Origin of the sequence: Paenibacillus sp. FSL W7-1279 (assembly GCF_037969845.1) — a bacterium.
In the GTDB taxonomy this organism is placed as follows: domain Bacteria; phylum Bacillota; class Bacilli; order Paenibacillales; family Paenibacillaceae; genus Paenibacillus_AQ.
The window spans coordinates 975,813-1,000,879 of sequence record NZ_CP150215.1; the positions used below are offsets into that span (position 1 = coordinate 975,813).

Here is a 25,067-nt window from a genome sequence, read left to right on the forward strand (position 1 = left end):
CTCTTTCAAATGATAAGGATGCCACTGCCATCCTTTATATAAGGGTCTGCTTCAGCTTGCGCAGATATTGACTGCGGATGAAGAAGAAATACAGAACTTGCATCATCAGGAAGCTGATCAGCACGATGCCCATTTCTGCCGCAATGGATAAATAGAAGTAGCTCTGCAGCGCCACAAAAGCAAAGATGCTGTGCACAATCGCAAGGCCGATCGGTACAAAAAACAGCAGCGCCAGCTGTCCGGTGACGATCCGCCGGAACTCCTTATCGGTCATTCCAAGCCGGGATATCGTGGCATAATGCCTGCGGTCATAATCCAGATCGGCATAGAGGCGGAAGTACAGGAAGCTTCCCGCCGCGATAAAAAACACCGTACCCACAAGCAGTGCCGCGAAGAGCAGCATATTGTACAGGCTGTCCCGGAGGGCAAACAGCGTGCCGCTGACCGCCAGCGCATAAGGCTGGCCCATCTCATAACGCACCGCCCCGCGTGGGGCCAGATGAGGGACGATGCCCTCAGTCTTCGTGAAATCATCCACATAGAAGCCGGTGTACCGCTCTAGCCGGACCGGATTCGTGATGGCGGCGAAAGCTTTGTCACTGACCACAAGCCCGCCGAAGCGGGAATCGTCATCCATTTCCGGCAGCAAATATTCCGGTACGCCGACATGATCGGAATAACCGGTTTCATGCAGGAGGATTTCGGAATCATGGATCCGGTATGAAGCGTGCTCCCGATGGCGAATATAAGCTCTGTCATTTTGCGAGGCAATGAGAACAAGAGCATCCTCACCGCTCAGCGGCTGTTCATCAAATGGCAGCCCCGCCATCAGCACCGCCGCCTTATAGTCGGAGAAGGAGATCAGTGCCAACGGATTTTGCAACTGCCCGACCTGCGCGGAAGCCGGCTGGGCTTCCGTATATTTCACGCGAAACGATAGCGTTTCAAACGGTATTTTTTTCGATTCAAGCTCCTGTCGAATTTCATGTAAATGCTGCTTCTCGGAGGTGTCTCCCGTTTTGGCAAGATAGCCGATGGCAGCAGGGAAATCCTCATTGAATTGCTTCGTGAGCACCGGGATGGAGGCAAATACGCCTACCGAGCAAAAGGAAACAGCCAGCACGATGGTTACCATCGAGAACATCTGTGCATGATCCTTAAGCCGGTAATGCAGGCTGGATAGCGAGATCAGCCTGGTCCGTCTCCAGGCTAACCGGCGGCTCTGTTTCAGCCTTCGCACAAGAGCAACGCCTAGCTGCGTATACAACAGATAGGTGCCGATCATCGTCATGAAGGTAACCGGAAACATGCGCAGCGCGAGAGTCGACGCGCTTGTCGTGGCCGCCAAGCTGTAGCTGACCACCAGCAGCACGGCTGCCAATATGGATAACCTGGGCGATGTCCTGGGCGCCGTTTTCGGCCGCTGTCCGGACTGAAACAGATCGATCAACGCTTTAGGACGCAGCAGCCAGGATGTGCACAGCGAGATGATGATAAACAGCAGCACGTAACTTGCGACCGTCAGTCCAAGCGCACGCAGGGGCAGTCGAAACGGCAGGGGCGGGATTCCAAGAAAGGCCGAACCAGCCATCAGAAACAGCTTGCCTGTAATGACGCCGAATAGGATGCCCGTTGCAATGGCGCTAACGCCGATGATCATATTTTCGAGAAATACCATCTTGTTAAACTGGCGATCCGTCATGCCATGCATGAACAGAATGCCGAACTCGCGCTTGCGCGTCTTTAGAAAGGCCCCGACGGAATACAGCACGAAGAAAAACGAGAATACATACATGATCAGCTCGGCGCCGAGCATCGCTTGGATAACAACCGGATAGAACATCTCGTCGGCTATCGAAGGATGGAACAGGAACAGGGCGCACACAAAGAAAATCATGACGGAGAATGCGCTGCTTAAGAAATAGGCCGCATAGGTCCGCTTATTCCTCAGGACATTCCTAAAAGCGAATTGTCGAAAGGTCATGACTGCCTCCCCCCAGTAAAGCCAGCATGTCGATGATTTTCTGGAAAAAGGCTTGGCGGTTGTCACCGCAATACATTTCATTATATAGTTGTCCGTCCTTGATGAACAAGACGCGGTCACAGTAGCTGGCTGCCACCGGATCATGAGTGACCATGAGAATCGTTGCGGAAGCCTCTTTACTCGATGCGGAAAGTGTCTGCATCACCTCTTTGGAGGCTTTGGAGTCCAGGTTGCCGGTGGGCTCGTCAGCGAGAATCAGGGAGGGCTCCTGAATGAGCGCCCTGGCAATGGCAGTACGCTGCATCTGTCCGCCGGAAATCTCATAGGTATGCTTATGCAGAATGGACCCGATGCCGAGTCGATCCGCGATCCGGCTCAGCCGGCTGCCCATTTCGTCCAGCGGCACGCCTTCCAGCGTTAACGGGAGAACGATATTTTCCTCAACGGTGAGCGTATCCAGCAGATTGAAGTGCTGGAAGACGAAGCCCAGCTCCCGGCGCCGAAACAGAGCGGTGTCGCTTCTGCTGAGCAGATGAGGATTGCGCCCATTGATGATCACTTCCCCGGCCGTGGGCTGATCAATAGTTGCAATCAGATTGAGGAGCGTGGTTTTTCCGCTGCCGGACGGACCCATAATGCCGACGAATTCCCCTTTGGCCACGTTGAAGTGAATATTGTTCAGCGCTTGGAACGCCAATTTGCCCTCGTAGATTTTGGATAGATGCTTGACGCTCAGGATGGGCATATCTTCACTCCTCTATAACGATGATCTCATTGTAAAAGATTCGGTTGCCTCCATGCCATATTCGTAACTTACAGTTACCTTACAACCTTGTAAGGTTTCTTGAACGGCCGTAAGTTAGATCAGGGACTGCCGCTGCCATAGTATCCGAATGGGCACTAAGCAGAGGCTCCGCTTGCCATGGAGCTATTGTGCAATGTGGCCTGAAGAATCCGTGAAAATGATACGGACCGTCGTTCCTTCATCCACTTTGGATTCGATCTCGAAGGCATGTCCAAGCTTATCGCATATTTGTTTGACAAGAAACAGCCCCATGCCTGTCGATTCTTGGAACCTGCGACCGTTCTCTCCGGTGAAATAGGGGGCGAATACCCGAGGCAGGTCGCTTTGGGGAATGCCGATCCCTTCGTCCCGGATCTCAAGCACAACTTGATTCTCCCGGGTGTAGCCGTTAAAAAAGAGGGTGCCTTGTTCCTTCAGCGTATACCGAACCGCATTGGTCAGCAGCTGCGTCAGCACAAAAGAGAGCCATTTCTCGTCGGTGGCCACCGTTAGTCCGGAATCGATCCGGATGGACGGGTAAATTCTCCGCCGGATAAACAAACGCTTTTGCTCGGAAGTGACATGACGGACGATTCGTTGAAGCGGCAGGTTCTCCACGTGAAAATCATGCTCGAACGTATCAAGCCTTGCGGTATACAGCACCAGATCAAGCCCTTTTTTGAGTCGGTCCAGCTCGTCGCCGATCGCGGCGAAACGGGGATCATCGTCATCCTGAAGAATCAGGTGAATGACCGAAATCGGCGTTTTCATCTGGTGGGCCCATTGGTTGATGAACTGAAGATGTCCTTCAATTTTATGTTTATAGTTATGCAGATCCGTGGTGTAATGCCGGAACTGGGTTTTTAGCAGCTGATTGAGCGCTTCAGCGAGCGGAGTGTGAGAGGATTCTGCCGAGGATTCGCCGGTGAGGGATTCTCCCGGGAGTGGCTGCTCTAATCGTTTATAGAACGAACGGTTGGCAATAAAGCGAAAGGCCAGATAGCCGAGAAGCAGCAGTAAGCTGATGATGCCCGCGTATAGACTGACCGTCAAATTGCGATAACCATCCAGTCTGTAAATGAGCGTTATCAACATAAGCTGGGCAATGTATACCATTATTAAGGGACGCTGTTCTTGCAGGAATAGCTTCATGCTTCGTCCCTCCAGTTCGGTACCAGTCGATAGCCGCGACCGCGCACGGTTTGAAGGCCATCCTCGATCCCGAGGGCAGCGAGTTTCTTGCGGACGCGGGTGATGTATACGTTCAGCGTATTATCGTCCACAAAGGCCTGATCATCCCATATTTTCTCGAGAAGCCGGTCTCTGCTGACGATCTGCTCGGGCTTCTTCATTAACTCGTCCAATATTTTGGCTTCGGTATGGCTGATCTCCGTCTGGGTATGCTCAAGGGACAGAGAGAGACGTTCAACGTCGAGCGTAAGTCCGGCGATGCTCAGAACCCGCTCATTCTGAGCGACAGCATAGGAGCCGTAGGCACGCCGGAGCTGACTCTTGATTTTGGCCATGGCAATCTCGTAGTCAAAAGGTTTGGTTATATAATCGTCAGCGCCGTTTTCCAGGGCCATCACCTGATCCATTTTCCCGTCACGGGCGGAGATGAAAATAATCGGGCAGGTGGAGAGGCTGCGGAACTGGCGGCACCAGTAATAGCCGTCGTATTTTGGCAGATTGATATCCAGAAGCACAAGGTGGGGGTCATACGATTCAAATTGATCGCGTACCGTCTCGAAGTCATGAACGGACTGCGTCATGTAACCGAATTTATGAAGATACTCTTTCAGCAGGTTAACCAGTCCGGTATCGTCTTCGACAATAAATATTTTGAACATATCGATCATAGTCCCTTCATTCGACATTCTAGTACCGACTGTATTGTACCAAATTGTAAAGATTTAAGGAAAAAATATGTTAGCAAAGACAGCGGAAACCACTGCTGAAACGAAAGGTATCTACAGACAGCCGCTCCGTGAACGAACGGTGCATGAAGGGGATTACAGGCTAAGGAATGATGCCCGGCCACTCGGCACGAAAAACCGTTCCTTGGTTGACCGTGCTGTCTACGCTCATCTGCCCACCATGCGCGGAAATGATGGATTGGGTAATGGATAATCCAAGACCCGCACCTCCATACTGTCTGGTCCGGGATTCGTCGATACGGTAGAAGCGCTCGAACAGATGGGGGAGATGCTCCTTCGGAATCCCGGCTCCGTTATCGGCAACCCGCAATACGACCTGGTCCTTGGTTTTATTAACCGATACGGTAATCTGCCCTGTGGTAGAGTCAGTATGCTGTACCGCATTATGAAAGAGGTTGTAGATGACCTGTTTGATCTTATCGGGGTCACACCGGCACAGCACCGGTATCGTTTGAATCGCTACACTCCTGCCTTGGGCAAGCATCTGTAGATGAGGCTCCATTTCAAGCAGCAGCTGATCCAGGCGGGTCTCCTGCAGATGGAGCTCCGGCTTGCGATCAAGCTTGGCTAACAGAAGTAAATCCTCAACCAATTTCTTCATGCGCTTGGATTCCCCGTGCATGCTGGATAGTGCAGCATGTAGCTGCTCCGGGTTGTCTGCGGCGCCGCGGCCCAGCACCTCCAGAAAGCCGTGAATCGAAGTAAGCGGCGTTCGCAGCTCATGGGAAGCATCGGCAATAAACCTCCGCATCTGCTCTTTGGCTTCGCGTTCGGCTTCAAACGCATCCTCGAGCCGTTCCAGCATGCCGTTAAACGATTCGGCCAAGCGGTCAATCTCCCGTTGACCCTGCACGGCAGGAAATCGCTCCGCCAAATTTCCGGCATCCGTGCGTTCTACGGTTTCGACCATTCGGTTCAGCGGGTGGAGCGTCCGGCGCAGCAATGGCAGGTACAATGCAATCCCCGCAGCCATAGCAAGTAAAGCCAGTACGGCAAAAATCAGCAGCTGCCGCAACAGAACGGCATGCAGCGGCTGCGTATCCAATCCAAGCTGCAGCACACCTGAGGGGCTGTTTGGGTTGCCGTAAGGACGAAAGACCATGATCTGCTCGATGCCTTCGGCATTGTCGATCACTTCATACGAAATAGGCTGATGTCCCTGGAATTTCTCCAGAATCGCTGAATAAGCCTCTGCTGTCAGCTGTGGCGCGGACAGACCATTGCCAGCGGCGAGGTCGGTGTAGCCTCCATCAGCTTCTATCTTGGCAAGCGACATATTCGGTAGAAAAAACATAGGTCTGTCTCCCTGACGCGGATTTTCCGGAAGGGCTTCGTTATTTCGCCCTGCAGACCGGTTACGCGGCTCCCGATCAGGCTCCCACACCTCCACGGGGATAGAGCGGGCCTGAAGGAAAAGCGCCTCGGCTTGATTGCGGAACAGGGCATTTTTCATTAACACATATTGCAATGCGCCGATCAGCACGAGCAGAAGCGCCAAGACGATGAGGGATCGTGACAAGAGCTGCGTACGTAGAGACGTAGGTCCGGATGAACCTGTCCGATTTCGTAAACTCATGGCAAATCAACCCGGTAGCCGGCTCCGCGAAGCGTGCGAATGACCCGGTGTTCCTTATCGCTGAGCTTCTCGCGCAGGGATCGGATATAAACCTCCACGATGTTGTCCTCTCCGCCAAAGTCATAATCCCACACAATATTCAAAATGTTGGGTTTACTCAAAACACTGCCGTGTTTGGTCACAAGCAGTTTAAGCAGCTTATACTCCGTGGGTGACAGCTCAAGAGCCTCCCCATGGTATGCAATTTCTTTCTTGCGGTCGTCGATGGTGAATGGGCCAAGCTGGAGTTCACCCAGCAGGCTCGGGAACTGATTGCGCAGCCTTGCTTGAATTCGGGCAAGCAGCTCTTCGAAACTGAAGGGCTTGGCCATGTAATCATCCGCGCCAATCATGAGGCCCTTCACACGGTCATCAATCTCGTCCTTTGCGGTAAGCATGATGATCGCGACATCCCGGCTCTCCTCCTTCAACCGTCTGCATACCGCAAGTCCGTCCATTCCCGGCATCATCACATCGAGAACGATGATATGCGGCTCGAATCGGCTTGCTTCCATTATTGCACGTTCCCCATCGGGGGCCGTTCGCACCTCAAACCCTTCATTATGGAGACCAAGCTCCAGAAACTGCAGGATATGCGGCTCGTCATCCACGAGCAAAATGCGAATACGATGCATTGATTCCATAGCACAAAACTCCCCTTATCTCATTCCTTCAACTTTATCATACGTGCTCATCCTGAATGAAGACTGAACGTAAACTGAAAATAAACTGAAAAGTGATTCGCAAATATGCATCCTCAATAAGGGAATTTAAGGATGTTGATATATATTCTGTTATCGTGGATACTATCTTAAAGCCGAGACAATCAATGCAGCACCTGTTCAAGGTCATCATGGATGGGTGAAAGGAGGAGACTGGACATGATAGGAAATGTATATCCACCTGAGGATCAGAGCAAGGGCGTTCTCGATGGAGGAAGGATAACGGAGCAGAAGCCGATCGGTTTCTCCGGAGAAGGGTCTGCCGTGACCCGGGTGGGACCGCTTTTCTATTGGTCCTGGTTCCGTTCGCCCGTCGAAGGTTATATCGCGCCTCATCCCCATCAGGGTTTTGAAATCGTAACTTATATGATTCAGGGGAAGGGCGTTCATAAGGATTCGCATGGTACGCACAATGAGTTGGGGCCTGGAGGCCTGCAATTGATGAGGGCGGGTTCCGGACTAACGCACGAGGAACGTCTCACTGGGCCGGATGCAGAAGGATTTCAGATTTGGTTCGAGCCGTATCTTCGCGATTCATTGAAACAGAATCCTGCCTGTCGTCAGTATCGACCGGATTCCTTTCCGGTAACCCGCATACAGGGAGGGCTGGTTAAAACGATGATTGGCGGTTCTGCACCAACTGATTTATCCGTTGATGTGAGGATGCTGGATATTCAGATTCTGGCCGGGAACGAAGCTCAGTATGAATTGAAGTCCGGCAGGAGAGCGGCTGTGCTTGCCGTGAGGGGAGCGGGCAGCTTTTGTGCCGAAGAGGAGAGCCTCCAATTTCGTCAGCGGGACTTTATGGTAATGGATACGAAGCATGGCGAGACGCTAAGCCTTGAGGCGCAAGAGAATGTCAGGGTCATCCTGATTGACGTACCGGAAAACACTGGGTATCCGCTCTATTCCAAGAGGCCATAAGGTTAAATGTTTACAAAATTGTAGTGGAATGAAATTTAGGATGTACGATAAACTAAAGTCTGTCAGATGGGGGATACACCCGTTTGGACAGGCTTTTTTAGCTGTCGGAAGGATTCAAAGATATTCTCTCATGCAACAATAACAAGAAAAGATACGTATATATGGTAAGTAGAAAGACCCAACAGAGAATTCCGGCGTTCGTTATACCGGAATGGTTGGGTTATTTTGGCATGTATTTTTTCTAAAATAATCTATTTATACTAAATTCAAGTATAAAAAGAGACTAAAGTCCCCCTCTTTACCAATAGTTGGCATGCGTTTTTGTGAGGATGGTAGCATGCGTCCCGAGACATAGCCTGTCTATAATGATTGCGGGATCACGAAAAATGACAATTTCGTCATTCCACAATCTAACGAGATGGGGGAGATCATTATTTTCTCGAAAAAAAGCTTTAAACAATTGATGGCCGGAGCGCTGTTATCAGCAGCGGTTCTTGGTTCTTACGGATATGGGTCTGTGAATGAAGTGTCTGCTGCAAGCGTGCAGTCTGTAACCAAAGGTGTAGCAAGCTCGAATGTGTACATGCGCAATCAGCCTTCGACTTCGGGTAAAGTCTTGGACCGTGTGTATAAAGGTGACAGCGTTCAAATTCTGGGCAGCAGCTCAGGGTGGTATAAGATTAAAACTTCGGAGGGTAAGCAAGGCTATGCTTCCTCTAAATATATTAACCAAAGCAGCGGCTCTTCTAACAATTCCGGCAATTCGGGAAGCACTGCGCCTTCTGCGAGCGCAAGCGTTGAAAAAGTAATCAGTGCAGGCATGAAGTATCTGGGCACGCCATATGAATTCGGTTCTAACCGCAATTCAACGAGAACCTTTGACTGCTCGGCCTTTGTCCGCCGCGCATTTATGGACGGCGCTAACATTACGCTGCCAAGCGATTCCCGCAAGCAAGGGCAGTACATCAAGGACAAAGGAACTGCTGTATATAACGTTAATCAATTAAAACGCGGGGATCTGGTATTCTTTATGAGTTACAGAGGTTCATCGGCATCCGCCTATGCCGGATTGGACAAGTCCAAACAGCGGATCACGCATGTAGCTATTTATCTGGGAGACAATAAGCTGCTGCATACGTATTCGAAACAATCCGGTGGTGTCCTGGTAGGTACCTTCGGTGATTCCTGGAAAAATCGCTTCGTGCATGGCGGAAGCGTCCTATAACGCATCAGTGTCATTTTTTCATGAAGTATATATTCATACTTAGCATGAGATAGAAGGACTGTCCGAACCGATCTGAATGATCTGTAACGGGCAGTCCTTTGTTATTTGGGATTTGCTTTTCACCATTGATTTCAGTAAGGTTGACAATAGAGAACGGACAGCATCAAGAAATGGACAGGAGGGACGACGATGAATGGTGGGCAGCGTTCCAATATCAAACCGGGACTTGAGGTTGATATCGTATTGAAGCAGGATCAGCGAACGGGCAAATTAACCCGTGGCGTGGTCAAGGATATTCTGACCAATTCCCCGAACCATCCACATGGCATTAAAGTACGCCTTCAAGATGGCCAGGTGGGACGGGTAAAGAACATTTACGAGTCATGAAAATTCAATGTATCCTGCGGCCATCATAACTCAGGCTGCCATTATATAGAACAGTTTGATTATAAGCCGATCCAAAACTTCGCAAATTTGAGGGGTTTTGGATCGGTTTTTTTGCATTTCTATGCAACATTGCCTTCAGTTCATCCGTCTGGAGGTTGAGGTGAAAGTAAAGATGAAAAGATACCTTTATATGGGGTTTATCTTGATGCTTATTATGCTAACAGGTTGTGTGAAGCAGGAGACACAGGGGGCGGCTCCGTCTGATCCTACATTGAATAATGCTGCCAGGGGTAGTCAGGCGGAAATGACCGACGGCGACTTCGTGTATCGAATCGTTAGCGAGAAAGAGAAGTATGAACAGGGAGATCAAGTTCAAGTATACGGGGAGCTGGAGTATATCGGCGAAAAGGATGAGATTACGATCGTTCATGCGGCCTCCGCCTTTTATTTCCCGATGAAAGAGCTCACAAGGGACTACAACATCAGTTACGCTATGAATGAGCCCTATATTACCACCAAGCTGAAGAAGGGCGAGCCACTGCGCGAATATTACAAAATCGGCGGCGGTTACGACAGCAGGGACGACAAAAGGTACAAGGATTTCATCCATTCGCTGAAGGATGGTTTTCCGGGCGGGCGCTACGTCGTCTACGGATCTGCGGATTTCGTGATTGATTTACAGTCGCACGGCGCGAACCAGGGCGGTTCGAGCGGGGAAGAGCCGAAGAGGTATAAGATACAAGCCGAGATCGAATTCAGCGTAAGTGAAGAGAAGAAGTAAATAATGATGGAAGGGGTATCTCGCAGGTCTTATCGACCTAGGAGATACCCCTTTTAACATTCTTATGCTTATTGGAAGCCTTGGCCCTGATGTGTATTAGGAAAACCCTGTTGGCCAAACGAAGGCTGAATGTGCTGTGTTTGGTTGTGAGCTTGCACGGAATTCTCGACTTGCCTAACGATTTGGGAGATTTGCTGATACTGCTGCATCGCTTGTTGATGGCCTTGAAGGGCAGATTGGATCATCTGTGCCGCTTGGCGTTCACGCTGAGCGAGCTCCTCCAGACGGGCTGTATTTTGCTGCTCCTGCTGCATCAGCTGCTGGTACATAGCCGAAGCCTGCTGCGTTTGTTGGGTCAGCTGCTGAAGAATTTGCTCGCACTGACGAATTTGCTGCGAAATTTGCGAGTTATTGTTATTCATTTGATACATAGCGTGTATTCCTCCTAAGAATTGTGGTTTCAAATCCTTGGTTAGTGTACGGAAGAATACGTGAAAACATCCTGATTATAAAGTGAGTTGGCCCTCCAATATATGGACAAACTCCTCCAGAAAAGCCTGGTCCTCCTGGTCGAAACGGTTCTTTAGCGGACTATCGATATCGAGAACGCCATACAATGCTCCATCCACCATTATCGGAACGACAATCTCGCTGTTCGAAGCTGCATCACAGGCAATGTGCCCGGGGAATTCATGTACATCGGGAACAAGCAGTGTCGTCTGTTCAGCCGCAGCCGTGCCGCAAACGCCACGATTCATCGGAATCCGAATGCAAGCGGGCAGTCCTTGGAACGGCCCGAGCACCAGTTCTTTGCCATCATAGAGATAGAAGCCGACCCAGTTCGTATCCGATAAAAACTGCTTGAGGAGCGCAGAGGCATTGGACAAATTGGCAATGGCATTGGGCTCATCGTGTATAAGTGCTTTTAACTGGTTCAGGACCTGGGTGTATTGCTCGCTCCGGGTGCCTTCATAGGGTGTGTTTTGAAACATGTGGATTTCCGTCCTTCCTTTATTCGCTTGGTTTTATGACCTTAGTATAAGTATATGATATTCGTCAAGGGACAAGCCACGGAGAAGAGAAGCATCAAAAGGATCCGGCTGATTCCTCTTCCAGGCGCAAGGGTAATGTATGACATGACCAGGTATTAATTTTAATCAGATGGAGGGAGAGACCTTAATGCGGGCAGACGTACAGAATTTGTTTATCGGTATTCACATGCTCTATCACGCCCATGAGCGGGACCTAACGATCAGCGAGATGCAGCCCGAGCTGGAGCGCCATGGATATAAGGTTGGCGACCGGGAGGTTAAGCATGAGCTCGAACGCTTGACCGAGGAGAACTTTCTGACGGCTCACGGGGAAGGATACAGTCTCACTGGAGCCGGGATCGAGGAATTCAAGGAAATCCAGAGCAGGCTTAAGGAGCTTTGTGATGAAGTGCTTAAACCGGTAAATCCGAAGAAGGCAGACTCCATGGCGTAGGCAGATAACAGCATAACATTAGAAGAAGCCCCCGACTCACGCTGGTTCTTACGCGTGCAGGCGGGGGCTTTTTTGAAGGGATATGAAGTATCAGCTCCGGTCTATATCGTTTCAAGTGAGCCGTCCAACTCCAGCTGGAAAGGCGCAGCTTCCGTATCCGGCTGTGATGCTCGTTCAGCGTCCACCTGCGGTGCTCTTACGGGTTGATCTATATGTTCACGAAGGAAAGAGTGCACGCTTTCCCGATATTGCTTGGGATCAACGTGATAAGCGTTTGCATGGATAGCGCCTTCGATAAGAAGAAGTTTTTTTGGTTCCGGTTTGGCCTCAAACATCTCGATACTCATTCGGGTAGGCACGTAATTATCCTTGGTTCCATGGATAAACATAACCGGGAGCGTACTGTTCCGAACAGCACGGATCGGACTGACTTGATCGAGGCTGAACCCGGCTTTGCGCCGTATTCTGGCATTGACCCAAGACAGGAACGGCACCGAAGGGATTTTGTTAATGCGTGTAAGCTGATGCCGCATTAAATCGGTCAAATCGGAATACGGACAATCGGCGATGACAAGCTTGACCTGCGGCTCGGCAATGGACAAATATTCAAGCACGGTCCCGCCTCCCAGCGATTGACCATGAAGCCCGATGGCCACATCCTGGCCATACTGCCGAGTAAGCCAGCGTACCCACGCTTGCACATCGTGTTTCTCATAATAGCCGTATGTGGTATAACGTCCTTCGCTTCGCCCATGGCGGCGTTGGTCGATGAGAAGGACATTGTAGCCCTCTTCTGTGAACAAATCGATGAATTGGGTGGATACCGCTCGGGATCCGGTATAGCCGTGTGCGAGAAGCATCCAATGCTTGGAGCCGGGATTGTTCTCAATGGCTGCGCCGCACAGCTTTAAACCGTCAAAACTTGTGATGACGACTTCGTTCTTCTGAAGGGACTCATATTGCTCTCTGCTGTACAGTCCGGCTTTTTCCAGAACGGTGAACAGCCTAAGATCGTTCTTTACTCTCATCCTTGTAATCTGCAGATATCCGATTTGTGTAATGGCAGCGGGAATGATAACGACGGTGAACAGCAAGATAATCGCGATATTCATACTCAGATGACTTTCCTCCTTCTTCGGTACTGTTCAACGGGGCTGTAACATGCATATTGACGGAAGCCTCCCGAATCCATCAATATAGATACATCCAGCTTCTAAAGATACTGAAGGATGACCAGGACGCGGGTTAAATATTCGCTATACTCTTTTATACACGACATAGTATCACCGGAAACAGCCGATACAAGTCGGATTTTTTGCAAGGAGGTGCAAAAACCATGTATGTCTGCAAGGGAATCATTCCGGAAATGAATGGCCGGCGAATACGGCTGCGCAGGTTGGAGACGGATGATGCGGAAGCGATGTTCCGCTGCTGGTCCGATCCGAATACGACCGCTTTTCTGGATTTGCCCGCCATGTATTCGGCTGAGGACGCAAAGGCTTTGATTCATTGGCTGCATCTGCTTGCCGAGCAGGACGAGGCCATCCGCTGGGGCATCGAAGCCATCGACACAGGCCAATTGATCGGCAGCTGCGGGTTCAATATTTGGCAGCTGGATGGCGCGTTCAAAGGCGAGTTCGGCTGTGAGCTCACAAGCGCTTTTTGGGGGCAGGGCTTTATGTCGGAGGCGGCCGAAATGGCTGCGGCATTTGGGTATACGTCCATGGGACTAAACCGGATTGAAGCTTTTGTTGATTCGAGAAATGAACGGGCATGCCGTTGGTTTACGAGGATCGGCTATACGCGCGAAGGCGTCTTAAGAGATTATCGCCATACGCCAAGCGGTTATGTGGATGCCGTCGTTTTTTCACGGTTAAGAAAAGATTGGGCAAGGTCGATAGAAAGGCAGGAGTTGTAATTTGCTGATTCAATATGAGAAGGGTAACACGCTTCTTCATCGATATGATCCATTAAGCAAGCTGGTGATATTATTTTGCACCGCTGTGATAGCCATGCTGCTTGATCAAGCCTGGCAGCAGGCGTTATTCTTTCTGTTATGCATTGGACAAGCCCGATTTGCAGGCCAGGTGTCAGGCAAGCGGCTGCTTGGAGGGATCCGGCTGATTGCGATTGTTGCAGTACCCTATTTCATTCTGACCAGCCTGACGGTCAAAGGAGAGACCGTATGGCTGCAGTGGGGACCCATCTCCTTGACAGTGGAGGCGCTAAACGCTGCGGGTGCCATGACGCTCCGGATGTTTACCTTGTTTCTAACCTCGATGGCTTATATTTTGACGACAGATCCGAGAGAACTGGTAGCCGAATTGACCAGACGTCTTCGAATCCCTTACCGGTTTGCGTTTGGCATATCCGCTGCGCTAACCTTTATCCCGCTGTTGGAGGAAGAGGGAACCCATATTTTGGCTGCCCAGCAGGTACGGGGCCATCGACCACCAAGGGGCCTCGGTAACCGCATCAGCTATGGCTTGAAGTTTGTCTCGGCTGTTCTGCTCAATGCGCTGCGGCGCGTGCAGCAAACGGCGGGTGCCATGGAGTCCAAAGGCTTTGGCGCGTATCCGGAACGAACGTACCGTATGGAGGTTAACATTCCTTTATGGGCGGTCATATCGGCTGTCATGTATGTGTTAGCAACGGTTTTTGTGTGGTGGATTGTTTAAATTGTTAACCTTTTATATTCAAAATAAGGTTGACGATTGGGGCGGAAGCATGCAAAATATGAAATGAAGCATCCGAAAGTGCTAGTACAGCCAATCATGGCTGGAATTAAGGAGGACTACATTTGAATACATCATCATCTCCAAAAAAATGGTTTGCTTTTACGACCCAGGAAATTATCCTGATGGCGATGCTCGCTGCCGTCAATGCCGTTCTAACGGTGTACATAGGGCCGGTTAACAAACTGCTGAGCAGTCTTGGCGGGCCCATCGCAACTTCGACGACAACAGGCATCTACATGGTATATGGGCTCTTGGCCTATTACATCATTCGTAAACCGGGAACGGCGGTTGTCACGTTTGCGATTGGCGGCACGATTCAGGCTCTGACGGGGACGGTATACGGCATCGCTTCGTGTTTTGTGGCAGCAGGCTGTTATATGATCGTAGCCGAGACGATTTTTGCCATCTACCGCCACAAAAAGTGGAGTGCCGGCGTGCTCATGCTGGTTGGCGGCGCGATGGTACCGCTGTGGTTTCTGTTCGCGGCCAACATGTTCGGATATACGTCTTGGCCGCTTGAAGTGCTTGGTATTGCGCTGGTCGTGCGCATTCTGAGCGGCGTGCTCCTCTGCGGTCTGTTAACCAAAGTGTTAGGAGAGGCGTTAGTGAAGACAGGCCTGCTTCGCCGGTTTGCCGTCGCCGTAAAGGGATAGTTCCATGTCGGGATCAACGGTAACATGCCGGGACCTCGGATTTCTTTACGATGGAGAAGAGCGCCCGGTTATACAGGATCTCCATCTGGAGATCGAGCAGAACGGGTGGGTCGCGATCCTCGGGGCAAGCGGCAGCGGGAAGTCAACGCTGTGCCAGCTGCTGTGCGGTCTTCTTCCGCGGAGCGGCGGAGGTACAAGAACTGGGGAAGTGCTGCTTAATGGTTTCGATCCCGCCACGGCGCCGATTGCCGAGGTGGCCGAGGCGATAGGGGTATTATTTCAGGATCCGGATGCACAGCTCGTTCAGGGCATCGTAGAGGACGAGGCGGCCTTCGGTCCTGAAAATATGCGGGTTTCACCCGCTGAGATTGAGGAGCGGGTGGTGCAGTCCCTTACGGCGGTCGAGCTGCTGGAGCGCCGGATGGATCCGGTGCGCAGCCTGTCCGGCGGACAGCGGCAGCGGACGGCCATTGCCGCGGTGCTGGCGCTGCGCCCGCGGCTCTTCGTCTTCGACGACGCCTGCGCCAGCCTGGATGCCGCGGCGCAGGCGAACTTCCTGCAGCTGTGCCGCAAGCTGCAGGCGGAGGGCCGGACGCTGATCACCGCGTCCGGCCGCTTTGACGATGTCGCGCGCGCCGCAGGGCGCGTCATCGTCCTGGACGGCGGCACCGTCGTGCTCGACGGGCCGCCGGAGGAGCTGCTGCACCGCTGCGGGGAGCAGCTGGTGCAGCTGGGCTTGCTGCCTCGGCCTGCAGGCGAGGCAGCGGGTGCCGCCGCCGGGGACAAGCCTGTCCCGGCGGCAACTCCTCCGCAGTCGGCTGAACCCCGTGCGGAAGTGCCGATCCCCACAGGTTCCCTGCCTGCATCGGTATCCCGTGCGGAAGTACCGATCCCCGCAGGTGACGTGCCTGCGGCGGTACCCCATGCGGAAGGCGCGAGGCTGTCTGCCGTCTCCCCGCTGCTCCAGATCGATTCGCTGACGTTTGCCTATCCCGGCGGCCGGGAGGCGCTGCGCGATATCGATGCGAAGATTGATCCCGGCGACTGGGTGCTGCTGACCGGGGAGAACGGGTCCGGCAAAACGACCCTCAGCCGACTGATCATGGGACTGCTGCAGGCCCCGGCAGGCAGCATACGCTGGCAAGGGGAAGATACGAAGGGAATGGCCGTCTACCGCAGAGCCGAGATGATCGGCTATGTGTTCCAGCAGCCGGAATATATGTTTACCGCCCCGAATGTGTGGGAGGAACTGATTTACAGTCTTCATGGAGGGGTGTCCGTGAAGAAGCGTCCGGAGCTGGCTGCTGGCCAGCAGCAGCGCGCTAGGTTTCTTTTGGAGAAAGCGGGACTTACGGATCGGCTTCAAATGTCTCCCTACCTGCTCAGTCAGGGGGAGAAGCGCCTTCTGAGCATCATCAGCCAATTGATGCTGCAAAGAGCGCTGTACATCCTGGACGAACCGACGTCGGGGATGGACTATGCCGCCATCGATAAGGTGATCGAGCTGTGCCGTTTTGTCATTGGGGAAGGTTCGGCCATATTGATGATTACGCACGATCCCGAGCTCATGAAGAGACATGCCACTTCCTTTATTCATCTGCGAAGCGGGAAAATGACTGTGCAACCTTCGTTGTAACCCTTATAATAGAAATGTTACATGATGTGAAAGCGCTCCTGGTATCGGGAGGCGCTTTTATGCTGTTGGCCCCGGTTTTTATCCTTATCAGAAGGACACAAATCGGAAACCTGATACAGCAGGGACTGGAATCATGCCGGGGCTGTCTAGAGAAAAGGGGACGAAGGAACGTGGGTGTATTAAAACAAGACAAACGCAGTTATGTCCTGGTCGGTATTTTGTTATCCACCTTCATGGCTGCGATCGAAGGAACGGTAGTCGGCCCGGCGGGACCGGCCATTATCAGCACCTTCGGCAGCGTAAGCCTCATGAGCTGGATTTTTACGGCCTACCTGCTGACGATGGCGGTAACAACGCCGATCTTCGGTAAAATAAGCGATTTATATGGACGCAAGCCCGTATTTTTATACGGTTCGCTGATCTTTCTCGTAGGCTCATTGCTGTGCGGCCTGTCGCAGAACATGACGCAGCTGATCATATTCAGGGCAATCCAAGGAATTGGGGCCGGTGCGGTTATTCCGGTGACCTTTACGATTGTCGGAGACATTTACAATCTGGAAGAACGAGGGAAGATTCAGGGGATGATCAGCTCCGTATGGGGAATCTCTTCTCTGATCGGACCGCTGCTTGGCGGGTATTTCGTGGATTACCTGTCCTGGCACTGGATCTTTGTTTTTAATGTACCGTTTGCGCTGTTATCGATATGGCTGATTTTCCGTTATTTCAAAGAGGAGCGCACCACCCGGGAAGTATCGATCGATTACGGGGGAGCGGCCCTGTTTACCGTGGGAATGACGGCGCTGTTGTTTGCGCTCGCGGTAGGAGGCGGAGAGAGCTATTCCTGGACTTCTCCGTTCATGCTCGGTTTGATGATCGGTTCCGTGGTGCTGCTCGCTGCGTTTCTGGTGGTGGAGAGCAGGGTGAAGGAGCCGATGCTGCCGCTCCATCTGTTCAAGATCCGGGATATTACGGTATCGACGGTAGCCAATATTCTGGTAAGCGCGCTTATTATCGGGCTGACCACGTATTTGCCGCTGTGGATTCAAGGGGTTCGGGGCGGCAACGCGACCTTGTCGGGCCTGACATTAGCCCCGATGTCGATCGGATGGCTGATCGGTTCGATTATCAGCGGGCGCTTGATCATTAAATCCGGATCCCGGAAAACGGCGATTATCGGCGTCGTATTTCTAATCATCGGGGCGGTGGGATTGGCGTTCATGCATAAGGATACGGCGCTGGGCGTGCTGCTGGTCTTTACGTTCATTTATGGGGTCGGCTTCGGATATATCTCCACCTTGTTTCAGATCATCGCGCAATCTTCGGTGGGTTATGAGGTCCGGGGAGCTTCCACGGCGCTGAACTCCTTCATCCGCACGTTCGGTCAGACCGTGGGCGTAGCGGTGTTCGGATTATGGGTCAATGCGGGAATTGCGGGCAGACTTGCGGCGGAGCCGGATGCCGCAGGCATTACCAGCGACGATATTAATAAGCTGCTCTCTCCGCATGGCATGGCTGAACTGCCCGAAGGTTCAGGCAGCCTGCTGAGCGGAATACTGGAGGGCAGCCTGAATTCCCTGTTTGTGGTGATGGCCGTGATGGCGGTGATCTGTATGCTGATCGTGGCCGCCTTCCGCAATGCGCCTCCTGAACCCGAGACGGGAACGGAAGAGACGCAGCCGTCAGGCCATTGATGGATGGACTCATGTAAGGTATATATTTTTTCATAGCATATTTAACAGGATCCCGGTCTCTCAGGCCGGGATCCTGTTTTCTTGTTTAGTGCAACTCTTTGCGGACGCTAACGCATTTCGCAACAATCGCTTCGAAAGTGTCTGAAATCTTGCTAATATGCCCTACACGGTGCAGAGTGAACTCCGATATAATAAACATATTTCGCTCTATAAATGAACTTCTCATACTACATAAACCCAAGGGGCTGCCGATGTATGTCCAAATTTAATCTGTTCCGAAAAATCATGCTGTTTATTTTCCTGATGTTGATTCCGATTGTCGGCCTCTATTTCTATTCGAACCAAACCACGACAAACGTGCTCAGCAAGGAGCTCAGCCAATCGAATACGAACCAGCTCGTCTTCTTTCAGAATCAGGTGAACACCAATATCGATATATTGGCATCGTGGCCGAATTTGCTGCTGCATGACCCGGATATTTCAAGCTTTCGGGATATTTATTTGCAGGATAAATATCTGAACCTGGACGCGATTAACCTCGTGAAGCAGATCCAGACGAAGCTGAGCATACAGGAGAGCTCTTCGAACTGGCGCAGCCATCTGGCCATTTATTCCCCGTCCCTTGGGCGGGTGGTCACCGAAAGTGATGCCGGCTTTTACTCGCCAGAAGAGCTTGCGGAGGACGTGAAGCCGGGCTGGCAGGTTACTTCTTATGATGAGGGGAGCGATCGGCGGTTCCTGTTTGTCTGGTATTCGGTGGCACCGTATTCCACCCAGCATCATACAGGCAAGGCGAATACTGTGATCAAGGTTGAATTCGACAGCACCAACATTCAGGATATGCTGGACCTTTAAAAGCGACGGAAGGAGCGATCCGTTCTACTATAAACCGGATACCGGCGTTATTTACAACCGTACCGCGGACCAGGAACTGATTAACCATATGATTGCGGAGCTGGGTCGGGAGCCGCTTCAAGACGTGGAGAACCGCGTGAAGGAAGTGGGCGGCAAAACCTATTCGGTCAGCATCGTATTATCGGAAACGACCGGATGGTATTTGATAGACTATATTCCGCTATCGGACATTATGAAGCCGATCCATACGTCCAACAGGCTCTTTTATATATCGATCGCCGCATTGCTCTTGATGAGCTGCCTCGCCGCATACCTGCTGTACTCCCAGGTCCAGGTTCCGATCAAGCAGTTGGTTTATGTGTTCCGCAGGCTGCAGGCCGGGGATTACGCGGTGAGGATGAAGGTATCGGGCCGAAACGAGTTCAGTTTTCTGGCTACGAGATTCAACTCAATGGTGGAGCAGATCCAGGAGCTGTTCGAGCATGTATACATGGAGAAGATCCACGTCAGGGAAGCGAAGCTGAAGCAGCTGCAGTCCCAGATCAATCCCCATTTCTTCTATAATTGTTTCTCGTTTATCACCAGTATGGCGAAGCTTCGGAAATACGAAGCCGTCGTGGCGATGTCGCACAACTTGTCCCGGTATTTCCGCTATACCACGCGTCAGGAAAGGGAACTGGTTCCCTTGCCCGATGAGATGGAGTTCGTTACGCATTATTTGGAAATACAGCAGATGCGAATGAGGCGTCTGAAATATCATCTCGATTTGACGGAAGAAGCTGAAGGCATGGAGATCCCGCCACTGGTCATTCAGCCTTTGGTAGAGAATGCCGTACTGCATGGCATTGAACCTCATTCGGGTGATGGCGAGATCAGGGTAACCTTCCGAATTCTGGACGGCATGGCCTGCATCCAAGTGGACGATAACGGAATAGGCATGAACGGGCAGAAGCTGGCCGAGCTGGAGGCTCGGTTGAACAAGCCGATGGATCAGGAGATGGGATGCGGCGTCTGGAATGTTCACCAGCGCATGCGGCTGCGTTATGGCGAAGAAGCGGGCCTGCGGTTTGCGGAATCTCCGCAGGGCGGCGTACGGGCTGTGCTCTATTGGCCGCTGCCGGATCGCTCGGAAGGAATCAATCAAAGTCAGGGCAGGGGGCAGGGAATGAATGAATATCTTATTGGTTGATGACGAGAGTTATGTCACGGAAAGTTTATATCAGACGATACCATGGCGTGAGCTGGATATTGAAGAAGTGTATCAGGCTTCTTCCGCCTTGGAGGCGATCGACCTGCTGGAGGAGGAGGACATCGATGTGGTGGTCACGGATGTTCGGATGCCGGTCATGACCGGCCTGGAGCTGATGGAGACCATAACCGAGCGCTGGACGCATATCCGCTGCATTTTGCTTACGGGTTATTCGGATTTTGAATATGCCAAGCAGGCGATTCGGCTGCAGGCATCCGATTACATTTTGAAGCCGGTGGACGATGATGAATTCATACGCAGCGTGAGCTCCGCCTTGGCGTCAATCAAGGAGGAGCGGAAGGAGCTTGGGCAGTACCATCAGTTGATGTACAGCCGCAAATCGGATCTCGGCATTCTGCGAAACAGCCTCATGCATGATCTCTTGCTTGGACGCGAGATCCCGCGCCCTTCACTCGAACACAAGCTGCATGAATACGAGATCCCGCTCCGAACAGACCGGCGGACGGTCATGCTGCTGATCCAGCTCGGGCAGAAATTTACAAGGATGGACGAACATTCGGTCAGCCTGATGGAATATGCCATCGGTAATATTGCGGAGGAGGTATTTGCCGAGCTGCTCCATGTATGGTCCAGCAAAACGCCGCATAACGGCTTGATTCTGTTAGCTCAGTCCAAGGTTGAAGAAATGAATCCATTCGCGGATTCCCGCGCATTGAAACAGTATGTAATCCAGTTTCAACAGGATGTGGACAGCTATCTGAAGGGAAGCATTTCAGTTCTCGTGTCGGCCTCCTTTGATTTTCCGAAGGAATTGGCATCCGTTTACCGGTCGGGATTAAGCTCGCTTTACCTCTGGCGAAACGGAGATCATGAAGCCATCCGGTTTGCTGAAGACCATGATGGCCGGCTACGTGAGCCTGTATGGGACGTGACCCAGGCTTTTGCCAAACCGCCCAGTCTGCTGCATCTGCTGGAGACAAGGCAGTGGGATGCCGCCCGGGACAAAATAGAACAAGTCTTTGCAGGGCTTGAAACCGCATTCATTGGGCAGACGGCGTTGTATGAAATGTTTTTATCGGTTGCGAATGCCTTTATGTACCTGGCTCATAAGCAGGGCCATTACGTTCATCAGCTCGATCAGGCCGGCTGGGATCCCCTGTATATTCAGCAGGTGGTTCAGTCGGCTGCGAAGCTGCGTTCCTGGTCGCTTGATATGCTGAACAAACTTCATGATATCTCCTCCGAGCAGGAGACAACGAGCAAAAGCCATATCATCAAACAGGTTCAGGAGATGGTGACTGCCGATTCGGGTCATGACCTGTCCGTCAAGACGATTGCGGACCGGGTATTTCTGCATCCGGTGTATTTATCCAAGATTTATAAGAGTGAAACCGGAGAGGGACTTGGCGATTATATTATCCGCAAGCGAATGGAGCGGGCGTTATACCTGCTGAAGCATACAAACAAAAAGATTTATGAAATTACCGCTGAGCTTGGCTACCAGAACCCGCAGTATTTTAGCAAGATGTTCCGGAAGCACTACGGGATGACGCCGAACGAATACAGAGACCAAGGATGTTGCTAAAGGTGCAGAAATCTTCGATTCGTGACATAGGATGCGACTGCCGGCCCCTCTATAATTAAACATGTAATCCATAAGGTGGTAGAAGGGGGATTTAGATATGAACGCTAGAAGAAAGAAATGGTTCCCGATCCTGGCCGCGTCCTTGTTGCTGGCCGGATCCTTGGCCGGATGCTCCGGGAGCGAGCCGAAGCCGGAATCGGCACAGCAGCCAGCCGAATCCAAAACTGAAAACGTCTACAAAGACAAATACGATCCGGAAGTTACGATTACGACGGTGTGGGGCGTCGATCCAACGCTGCAATTCAAGAATGGGGAAACGATCGAGAACAACGTGGCTACGAAGTGGGCCAAGGAGAAGTTCGGCATCAACATCAAATCGCTGTGGTCCATTACGGATACCAACGGCGCTTTTGCAACCAAGCTGCGTCTGGCTATGTCCTCCGGACAGGAGATGCCGGATATCGTCACGCTCGGCACCGAAAATCAGCAGCTGGCCCAGGATTTAATCGATTCCGGCATGTTTGCCGAGGTAGGCACGCTGTTTGACCAGTATGCATCGGAAACGTGGAAGAACGCGATGAATCTGGATTCCAATGTGTGGAATCAGTACAGCCGGGACGGTAAGCGAATGGGGCTTCCGGTACTGGATTTTGCCTATAATCACGACTATGTATTATGGATCCGGCAGGATTGGCTGGACAAGCTGGGGATGAGCGCACCGAAGTCGATGGATGAGCTTGAGCAGGTGATGGAGGCCTTCAAGAACCAGAACCCTTCCGGTCTAGCCCCGGACAAAGTCACCCCGCTCAGCATTGGCTTCAAAACGTCCATGAGCACCTGGATGGGCGATCCGTCCTGGATATTCGGCGCTTACGGAACGCTGCCGCAGCAGTGGAACGTGGCTGAGGACGGAAGCCTGGAATATGGCTCGGTCCATCCAGGCATGAAGGAAGGCTTGGCGAAGCTGAACGAGTGGATGAATAAAGGGTATATTCCGAAGGAAGCCGCACTGTGGGATGAGAATAAGACTGCCGAGCCGGCTGTAGCCGGAACGGCCGGGATCATTCCGGGGCCCTATTGGATGAGCGGCTGGCCGCTGATCGATACCGTGAAGAATGCGCCGGAAGCCGTCTGGAAGCCTGTGCAAATTCCGGCTGGTCCTGATGGCACTGCGATGCGGCATGGAACGCAGTATACAAATGGCGTTACCCTGATCCATAAAGACATGGAGCATCCTGAAGCTTTCTTCACGTATCAGAACTACCTGTTTGATAACTTTGCCGTGTCCAAGGAAGGCGGCGAATTTGCCAATGGACTGTTCGAAGGCTATGACTTCGAGCTCGATGCCAATGGCGAAATGGTTCCGAACGATCAAATCGAAGGCGGTTATGTCAATGTCGTCCGTTATTTGCTGGTCCGCGACGGTGCCCGGATTCCGGACGAGCAGATGAAGGCGCTGCTGAAGCTGGCAAAAGGGGAGAAGCCGGAGAGCCGTCTCGAAAAAGATGTCGCGGTCAACTATGGCAAGGATACGCCGGCCGCTGCCGAGGTGCTCCTCTCCCAAGAGGAGATCTCCAAGAAGAACATGTTTACGGGACCGGTTACCGCCACCATGAAATCGAAGTGGGATTATCTCCTGAAGATCGAGAATCAAACCCTGAACGAGATCATTTACGGCAAGCAGCCGGTTGAATCGTTTGATAAATTTGTAGAGACGTGGAAAGCGGGAGGCGGTGAACAGATCACCAAAGAGGTTAACGAATGGTATCAAAGCGTGAAGTAGTTTTGGTTACCGATTTATGAAGGGCGGCCTGCCAAAGGCCGTCCTTTTTGTGCCATTGGAGCCGCCGCAAATTGATTGCTATCGTGCCATGAATATTGGTTTTGTGGGCTACTGCGTCCCGTGGGACGGGTCCTATAATCAAGAGGTAGATTGATTTAACGGGAGGATCTTGGATGAAGAGGATGAAAAAAACATGGCCTTTCCACGTCATGCTGCTGCCGGCCCTTATCTGTCTGTTCTTATTCAGTTATTTGCCGATGGGCGGCATCATTATGGCTTTTCAGGACTATAAGCCGTGGGAGGGCGTTGGCGGCTCCGCATGGGTGGGCTTGGACAATTTCCGTTATTTGTTTGAAAGGCAGGACAGCATGCAGGTCATATGGAACACCTTGGTCATCGCGGTGATGAAAATCGTGTTCAATCTGCTGATTCCGTTCGTGTTTGCCATCCTGCTGAATGAAATTCGAAAAACGGCGCTTCAGCGGAGCATCCAGACGATGGTGTATTTGCCCCACTTTTTGTCATGGGTCATCCTGGGCGGAATTTTGATCGAAATGCTCGCCGTGGACGGCTTTGCCAATCGGATTCTGGCGGCCGTCGGCATCGATCCGATCTTTTTTCTCGGAGACAATAACTGGTTCCGGTTCACGGTGATCGTGTCTGACGTGTGGAAGGAGTTTGGCTACAATACGATTGTATTCCTGGCTGCGCTGGCCGGTGTTAGCCCGACCTTGTACGAAGCTGCGGAGATGGATGGAGCGGGACGCCTGAAGCAAACGCTTCATATCACGATCCCTGCCATGATTCCCATCACGATCGTTGTCGGAACATTGGCGCTGGGCAACATCCTGAATGCCGGGTTTGACCAAATCTTCAACCTGTACAATCCGCTGGTATACGAGAAAGGCGATATTATCGATACCTTTGTATACCGTACAGCAATCCTGAATGGCGAGATGGGGTTTGGAACGGCCATCGGCTTGTTTAAATCGGTGATCAGCATGGCCCTTATTCTCGTATCCTATCGGCTGGCCTACAAGTGGGCGGGCTACCGTATATTCTAGCAGAGCGA

22 protein-coding genes and 1 pseudogene are annotated in these 25,067 nt (G+C 51.9%); 14 read left to right on the plus strand and 9 right to left on the minus strand.

Features of this window, described 5'->3' with window-relative positions:
- Window positions 1-34: 34 nt before the first annotated feature.
- From MKY82_RS04175 to MKY82_RS04200, 6 genes are all read right to left on the minus strand, one after another.
- Window positions 35-1,984, minus strand: a complete 1,950-nt coding sequence (locus MKY82_RS04175) for an ABC transporter permease (protein WP_339295545.1) — start codon at window positions 1,982-1,984, stop codon at window positions 35-37.
- The gene (locus tag MKY82_RS04180) at window positions 1,959-2,729 is read right to left on the minus strand and encodes an ABC transporter ATP-binding protein (RefSeq protein ID WP_339295546.1); all 771 of its coding nucleotides are present in this window, start codon (window positions 2,727-2,729) and stop codon (window positions 1,959-1,961) included. The genes MKY82_RS04175 and MKY82_RS04180 overlap by 26 nt, the downstream gene beginning before the upstream one ends.
- Window positions 2,730-2,912: 183 nt before the next feature.
- The gene (locus tag MKY82_RS04185; protein ID WP_339295547.1) at window positions 2,913-3,920 is read right to left on the minus strand and encodes a sensor histidine kinase; all 1,008 of its coding nucleotides are present in this window, start codon (window positions 3,918-3,920) and stop codon (window positions 2,913-2,915) included.
- Entirely contained in the window at window positions 3,917-4,618 is a 702-nt protein-coding gene (locus tag MKY82_RS04190; RefSeq protein ID WP_339295548.1) for a response regulator transcription factor, read from the minus strand. Before MKY82_RS04190 ends, MKY82_RS04185 begins: the two co-directional genes overlap by 4 nt.
- A gap of 169 nt (window positions 4,619-4,787) precedes the next feature.
- A complete protein-coding gene (locus tag MKY82_RS04195; RefSeq protein WP_339221582.1) occupies window positions 4,788-6,281 on the minus strand; it encodes an ATP-binding protein in 1,494 nt (497 codons plus the stop codon).
- Window positions 6,278-6,964: a response regulator transcription factor gene (locus tag MKY82_RS04200; protein ID WP_194540877.1), complete on the minus strand. Its 687-nt coding sequence runs from the start codon at window positions 6,962-6,964 to the stop codon at window positions 6,278-6,280. Before MKY82_RS04200 ends, MKY82_RS04195 begins: the two co-directional genes overlap by 4 nt.
- 237 nt (window positions 6,965-7,201) lie before the next feature.
- Here MKY82_RS04200 and MKY82_RS04205 point away from each other — a divergent pair, with 237 nt between their 5' ends.
- The 4 genes from MKY82_RS04205 (at window position 7,202) to MKY82_RS04220 (ending at window position 10,359) form a co-directional block, all read left to right on the plus strand.
- Window positions 7,202-7,966, plus strand: coding sequence for a pirin family protein (locus MKY82_RS04205; protein WP_339221585.1), 765 nt, complete (start codon window positions 7,202-7,204; stop codon window positions 7,964-7,966).
- A gap of 517 nt (window positions 7,967-8,483) precedes the next feature.
- The gene (locus MKY82_RS04210; RefSeq protein WP_339295549.1) at window positions 8,484-9,191 is read left to right on the plus strand and encodes an SH3 domain-containing C40 family peptidase; all 708 of its coding nucleotides are present in this window, start codon (window positions 8,484-8,486) and stop codon (window positions 9,189-9,191) included.
- Between the two features lie 189 nt (window positions 9,192-9,380).
- Window positions 9,381-9,578 (plus strand): YwbE family protein, encoded by a 198-nt coding sequence (locus MKY82_RS04215; protein ID WP_053490029.1) that lies wholly within the window; start codon window positions 9,381-9,383, stop codon window positions 9,576-9,578.
- Between the two features lie 172 nt (window positions 9,579-9,750).
- A complete protein-coding gene (locus tag MKY82_RS04220; RefSeq protein WP_339295550.1) occupies window positions 9,751-10,359 on the plus strand; it encodes a hypothetical protein in 609 nt (202 codons plus the stop codon).
- 68 nt (window positions 10,360-10,427) lie between these two features.
- Here the strand turns inward: MKY82_RS04220 and MKY82_RS04225 are convergent, their stop codons facing one another.
- Together MKY82_RS04225 and MKY82_RS04230 are read right to left on the minus strand one after the other, a co-directional pair.
- A complete protein-coding gene (locus MKY82_RS04225; protein WP_071221902.1) occupies window positions 10,428-10,790 on the minus strand; it encodes an AMP-dependent synthetase and ligase in 363 nt (120 codons plus the stop codon).
- Window positions 10,791-10,865: 75 nt separating this feature from the next.
- Window positions 10,866-11,351, minus strand: coding sequence for a GAF domain-containing protein (locus MKY82_RS04230; RefSeq protein WP_194540881.1), 486 nt, complete (start codon window positions 11,349-11,351; stop codon window positions 10,866-10,868).
- A gap of 187 nt (window positions 11,352-11,538) precedes the next feature.
- Between MKY82_RS04230 and MKY82_RS04235 the strand changes: the two genes are divergently transcribed.
- Window positions 11,539-11,844: a hypothetical protein gene (locus MKY82_RS04235; protein WP_071221900.1), complete on the plus strand. Its 306-nt coding sequence runs from the start codon at window positions 11,539-11,541 to the stop codon at window positions 11,842-11,844.
- A 101-nt stretch (window positions 11,845-11,945) separates the two neighbouring features.
- Here the strand turns inward: MKY82_RS04235 and MKY82_RS04240 are convergent, their stop codons facing one another.
- Window positions 11,946-12,956 carry an alpha/beta hydrolase gene (locus MKY82_RS04240; RefSeq protein ID WP_220686582.1) on the minus strand — a complete coding sequence of 337 codons (1,011 nt, stop codon included), beginning with the start codon at window positions 12,954-12,956 and terminating at the stop codon, window positions 11,946-11,948.
- Between the two features lie 224 nt (window positions 12,957-13,180).
- Here MKY82_RS04240 and MKY82_RS04245 point away from each other — a divergent pair, with 224 nt between their 5' ends.
- From MKY82_RS04245 to MKY82_RS04285, 9 genes and pseudogenes are all read left to right on the plus strand, one after another.
- A complete protein-coding gene (locus MKY82_RS04245; RefSeq protein WP_339295551.1) occupies window positions 13,181-13,762 on the plus strand; it encodes a GNAT family protein in 582 nt (193 codons plus the stop codon).
- Between the two features lies 1 nt (window position 13,763).
- The gene (locus MKY82_RS04250; RefSeq protein ID WP_339221598.1) at window positions 13,764-14,522 is read left to right on the plus strand and encodes an energy-coupling factor transporter transmembrane component T; all 759 of its coding nucleotides are present in this window, start codon (window positions 13,764-13,766) and stop codon (window positions 14,520-14,522) included.
- A gap of 182 nt (window positions 14,523-14,704) precedes the next feature.
- Window positions 14,705-15,235: an ECF transporter S component gene (locus tag MKY82_RS04255; RefSeq protein WP_071222298.1), complete on the plus strand. Its 531-nt coding sequence runs from the start codon at window positions 14,705-14,707 to the stop codon at window positions 15,233-15,235.
- A 4-nt stretch (window positions 15,236-15,239) separates the two neighbouring features.
- The gene (locus tag MKY82_RS04260) at window positions 15,240-16,871 is read left to right on the plus strand and encodes an ABC transporter ATP-binding protein (protein WP_339295552.1); all 1,632 of its coding nucleotides are present in this window, start codon (window positions 15,240-15,242) and stop codon (window positions 16,869-16,871) included.
- 170 nt (window positions 16,872-17,041) lie between these two features.
- Complete coding sequence (locus MKY82_RS04265) at window positions 17,042-18,562, plus strand: MDR family MFS transporter (RefSeq protein ID WP_339295553.1); 1,521 nt, start codon at window positions 17,042-17,044, stop codon at window positions 18,560-18,562.
- A gap of 255 nt (window positions 18,563-18,817) precedes the next feature.
- Window positions 18,818-20,606 (plus strand): annotated as a pseudogene (locus MKY82_RS04270) (sensor histidine kinase).
- On the plus strand, window positions 20,587-22,212 hold the full coding sequence (locus MKY82_RS04275) for a response regulator (protein ID WP_339295554.1): 1,626 nt from the start codon (window positions 20,587-20,589) through the stop codon (window positions 22,210-22,212). Before MKY82_RS04270 ends, MKY82_RS04275 begins: the two are co-directional and overlap by 20 nt.
- Window positions 22,213-22,309: 97 nt before the next feature.
- The gene (locus MKY82_RS04280) at window positions 22,310-23,995 is read left to right on the plus strand and encodes a sugar ABC transporter (RefSeq protein ID WP_339295555.1); all 1,686 of its coding nucleotides are present in this window, start codon (window positions 22,310-22,312) and stop codon (window positions 23,993-23,995) included.
- Between the two features lie 173 nt (window positions 23,996-24,168).
- Window positions 24,169-25,059 carry an ABC transporter permease subunit gene (locus tag MKY82_RS04285; RefSeq protein ID WP_113058258.1) on the plus strand — a complete coding sequence of 297 codons (891 nt, stop codon included), beginning with the start codon at window positions 24,169-24,171 and terminating at the stop codon, window positions 25,057-25,059.
- Window positions 25,060-25,067 lie beyond the last annotated feature (8 nt).

Excerpts from the sequence above, each read along its gene's own strand:
- MKY82_RS04175 (WP_339295545.1), bottom strand. The coding sequence starts at position 1,984 with ATGACCTTTCGACAATTCGCTTTTAGGAATGTCCTGAGGAATAAGCGG.
- MKY82_RS04180 (WP_339295546.1), bottom strand. The coding sequence starts at position 2,729 with ATGCCCATCCTGAGCGTCAAGCATCTATCCAAAATCTACGAGGGCAAA.
- MKY82_RS04185 (WP_339295547.1), bottom strand. The coding sequence starts at position 3,920 with ATGAAGCTATTCCTGCAAGAACAGCGTCCCTTAATAATGGTATACATT.
- MKY82_RS04190 (WP_339295548.1), bottom strand. The coding sequence starts at position 4,618 with ATGTTCAAAATATTTATTGTCGAAGACGATACCGGACTGGTTAACCTG.
- MKY82_RS04195 (WP_339221582.1), bottom strand. The coding sequence starts at position 6,281 with ATGAGTTTACGAAATCGGACAGGTTCATCCGGACCTACGTCTCTACGT.
- MKY82_RS04200 (WP_194540877.1), bottom strand. The coding sequence starts at position 6,964 with ATGGAATCAATGCATCGTATTCGCATTTTGCTCGTGGATGACGAGCCG.
- MKY82_RS04205 (WP_339221585.1), top strand. The coding sequence starts at position 7,202 with ATGATAGGAAATGTATATCCACCTGAGGATCAGAGCAAGGGCGTTCTC.
- MKY82_RS04215 (WP_053490029.1), top strand. The coding sequence starts at position 9,381 with ATGAATGGTGGGCAGCGTTCCAATATCAAACCGGGACTTGAGGTTGAT.
- MKY82_RS04220 (WP_339295550.1), top strand. The coding sequence starts at position 9,751 with ATGAAAAGATACCTTTATATGGGGTTTATCTTGATGCTTATTATGCTA.
- MKY82_RS04225 (WP_071221902.1), bottom strand. The coding sequence starts at position 10,790 with ATGTATCAAATGAATAACAATAACTCGCAAATTTCGCAGCAAATTCGT.
- MKY82_RS04230 (WP_194540881.1), bottom strand. The coding sequence starts at position 11,351 with ATGTTTCAAAACACACCCTATGAAGGCACCCGGAGCGAGCAATACACC.
- MKY82_RS04235 (WP_071221900.1), top strand. The coding sequence starts at position 11,539 with ATGCGGGCAGACGTACAGAATTTGTTTATCGGTATTCACATGCTCTAT.
- MKY82_RS04240 (WP_220686582.1), bottom strand. The coding sequence starts at position 12,956 with ATGAATATCGCGATTATCTTGCTGTTCACCGTCGTTATCATTCCCGCT.
- MKY82_RS04245 (WP_339295551.1), top strand. The coding sequence starts at position 13,181 with ATGTATGTCTGCAAGGGAATCATTCCGGAAATGAATGGCCGGCGAATA.
- MKY82_RS04255 (WP_071222298.1), top strand. The coding sequence starts at position 14,705 with ATGGCGATGCTCGCTGCCGTCAATGCCGTTCTAACGGTGTACATAGGG.
- MKY82_RS04260 (WP_339295552.1), top strand. The coding sequence starts at position 15,240 with ATGTCGGGATCAACGGTAACATGCCGGGACCTCGGATTTCTTTACGAT.
- MKY82_RS04275 (WP_339295554.1), top strand. The coding sequence starts at position 20,587 with ATGAATATCTTATTGGTTGATGACGAGAGTTATGTCACGGAAAGTTTA.
- MKY82_RS04280 (WP_339295555.1), top strand. The coding sequence starts at position 22,310 with ATGAACGCTAGAAGAAAGAAATGGTTCCCGATCCTGGCCGCGTCCTTG.
- MKY82_RS04285 (WP_113058258.1), top strand. The coding sequence starts at position 24,169 with ATGAAGAGGATGAAAAAAACATGGCCTTTCCACGTCATGCTGCTGCCG.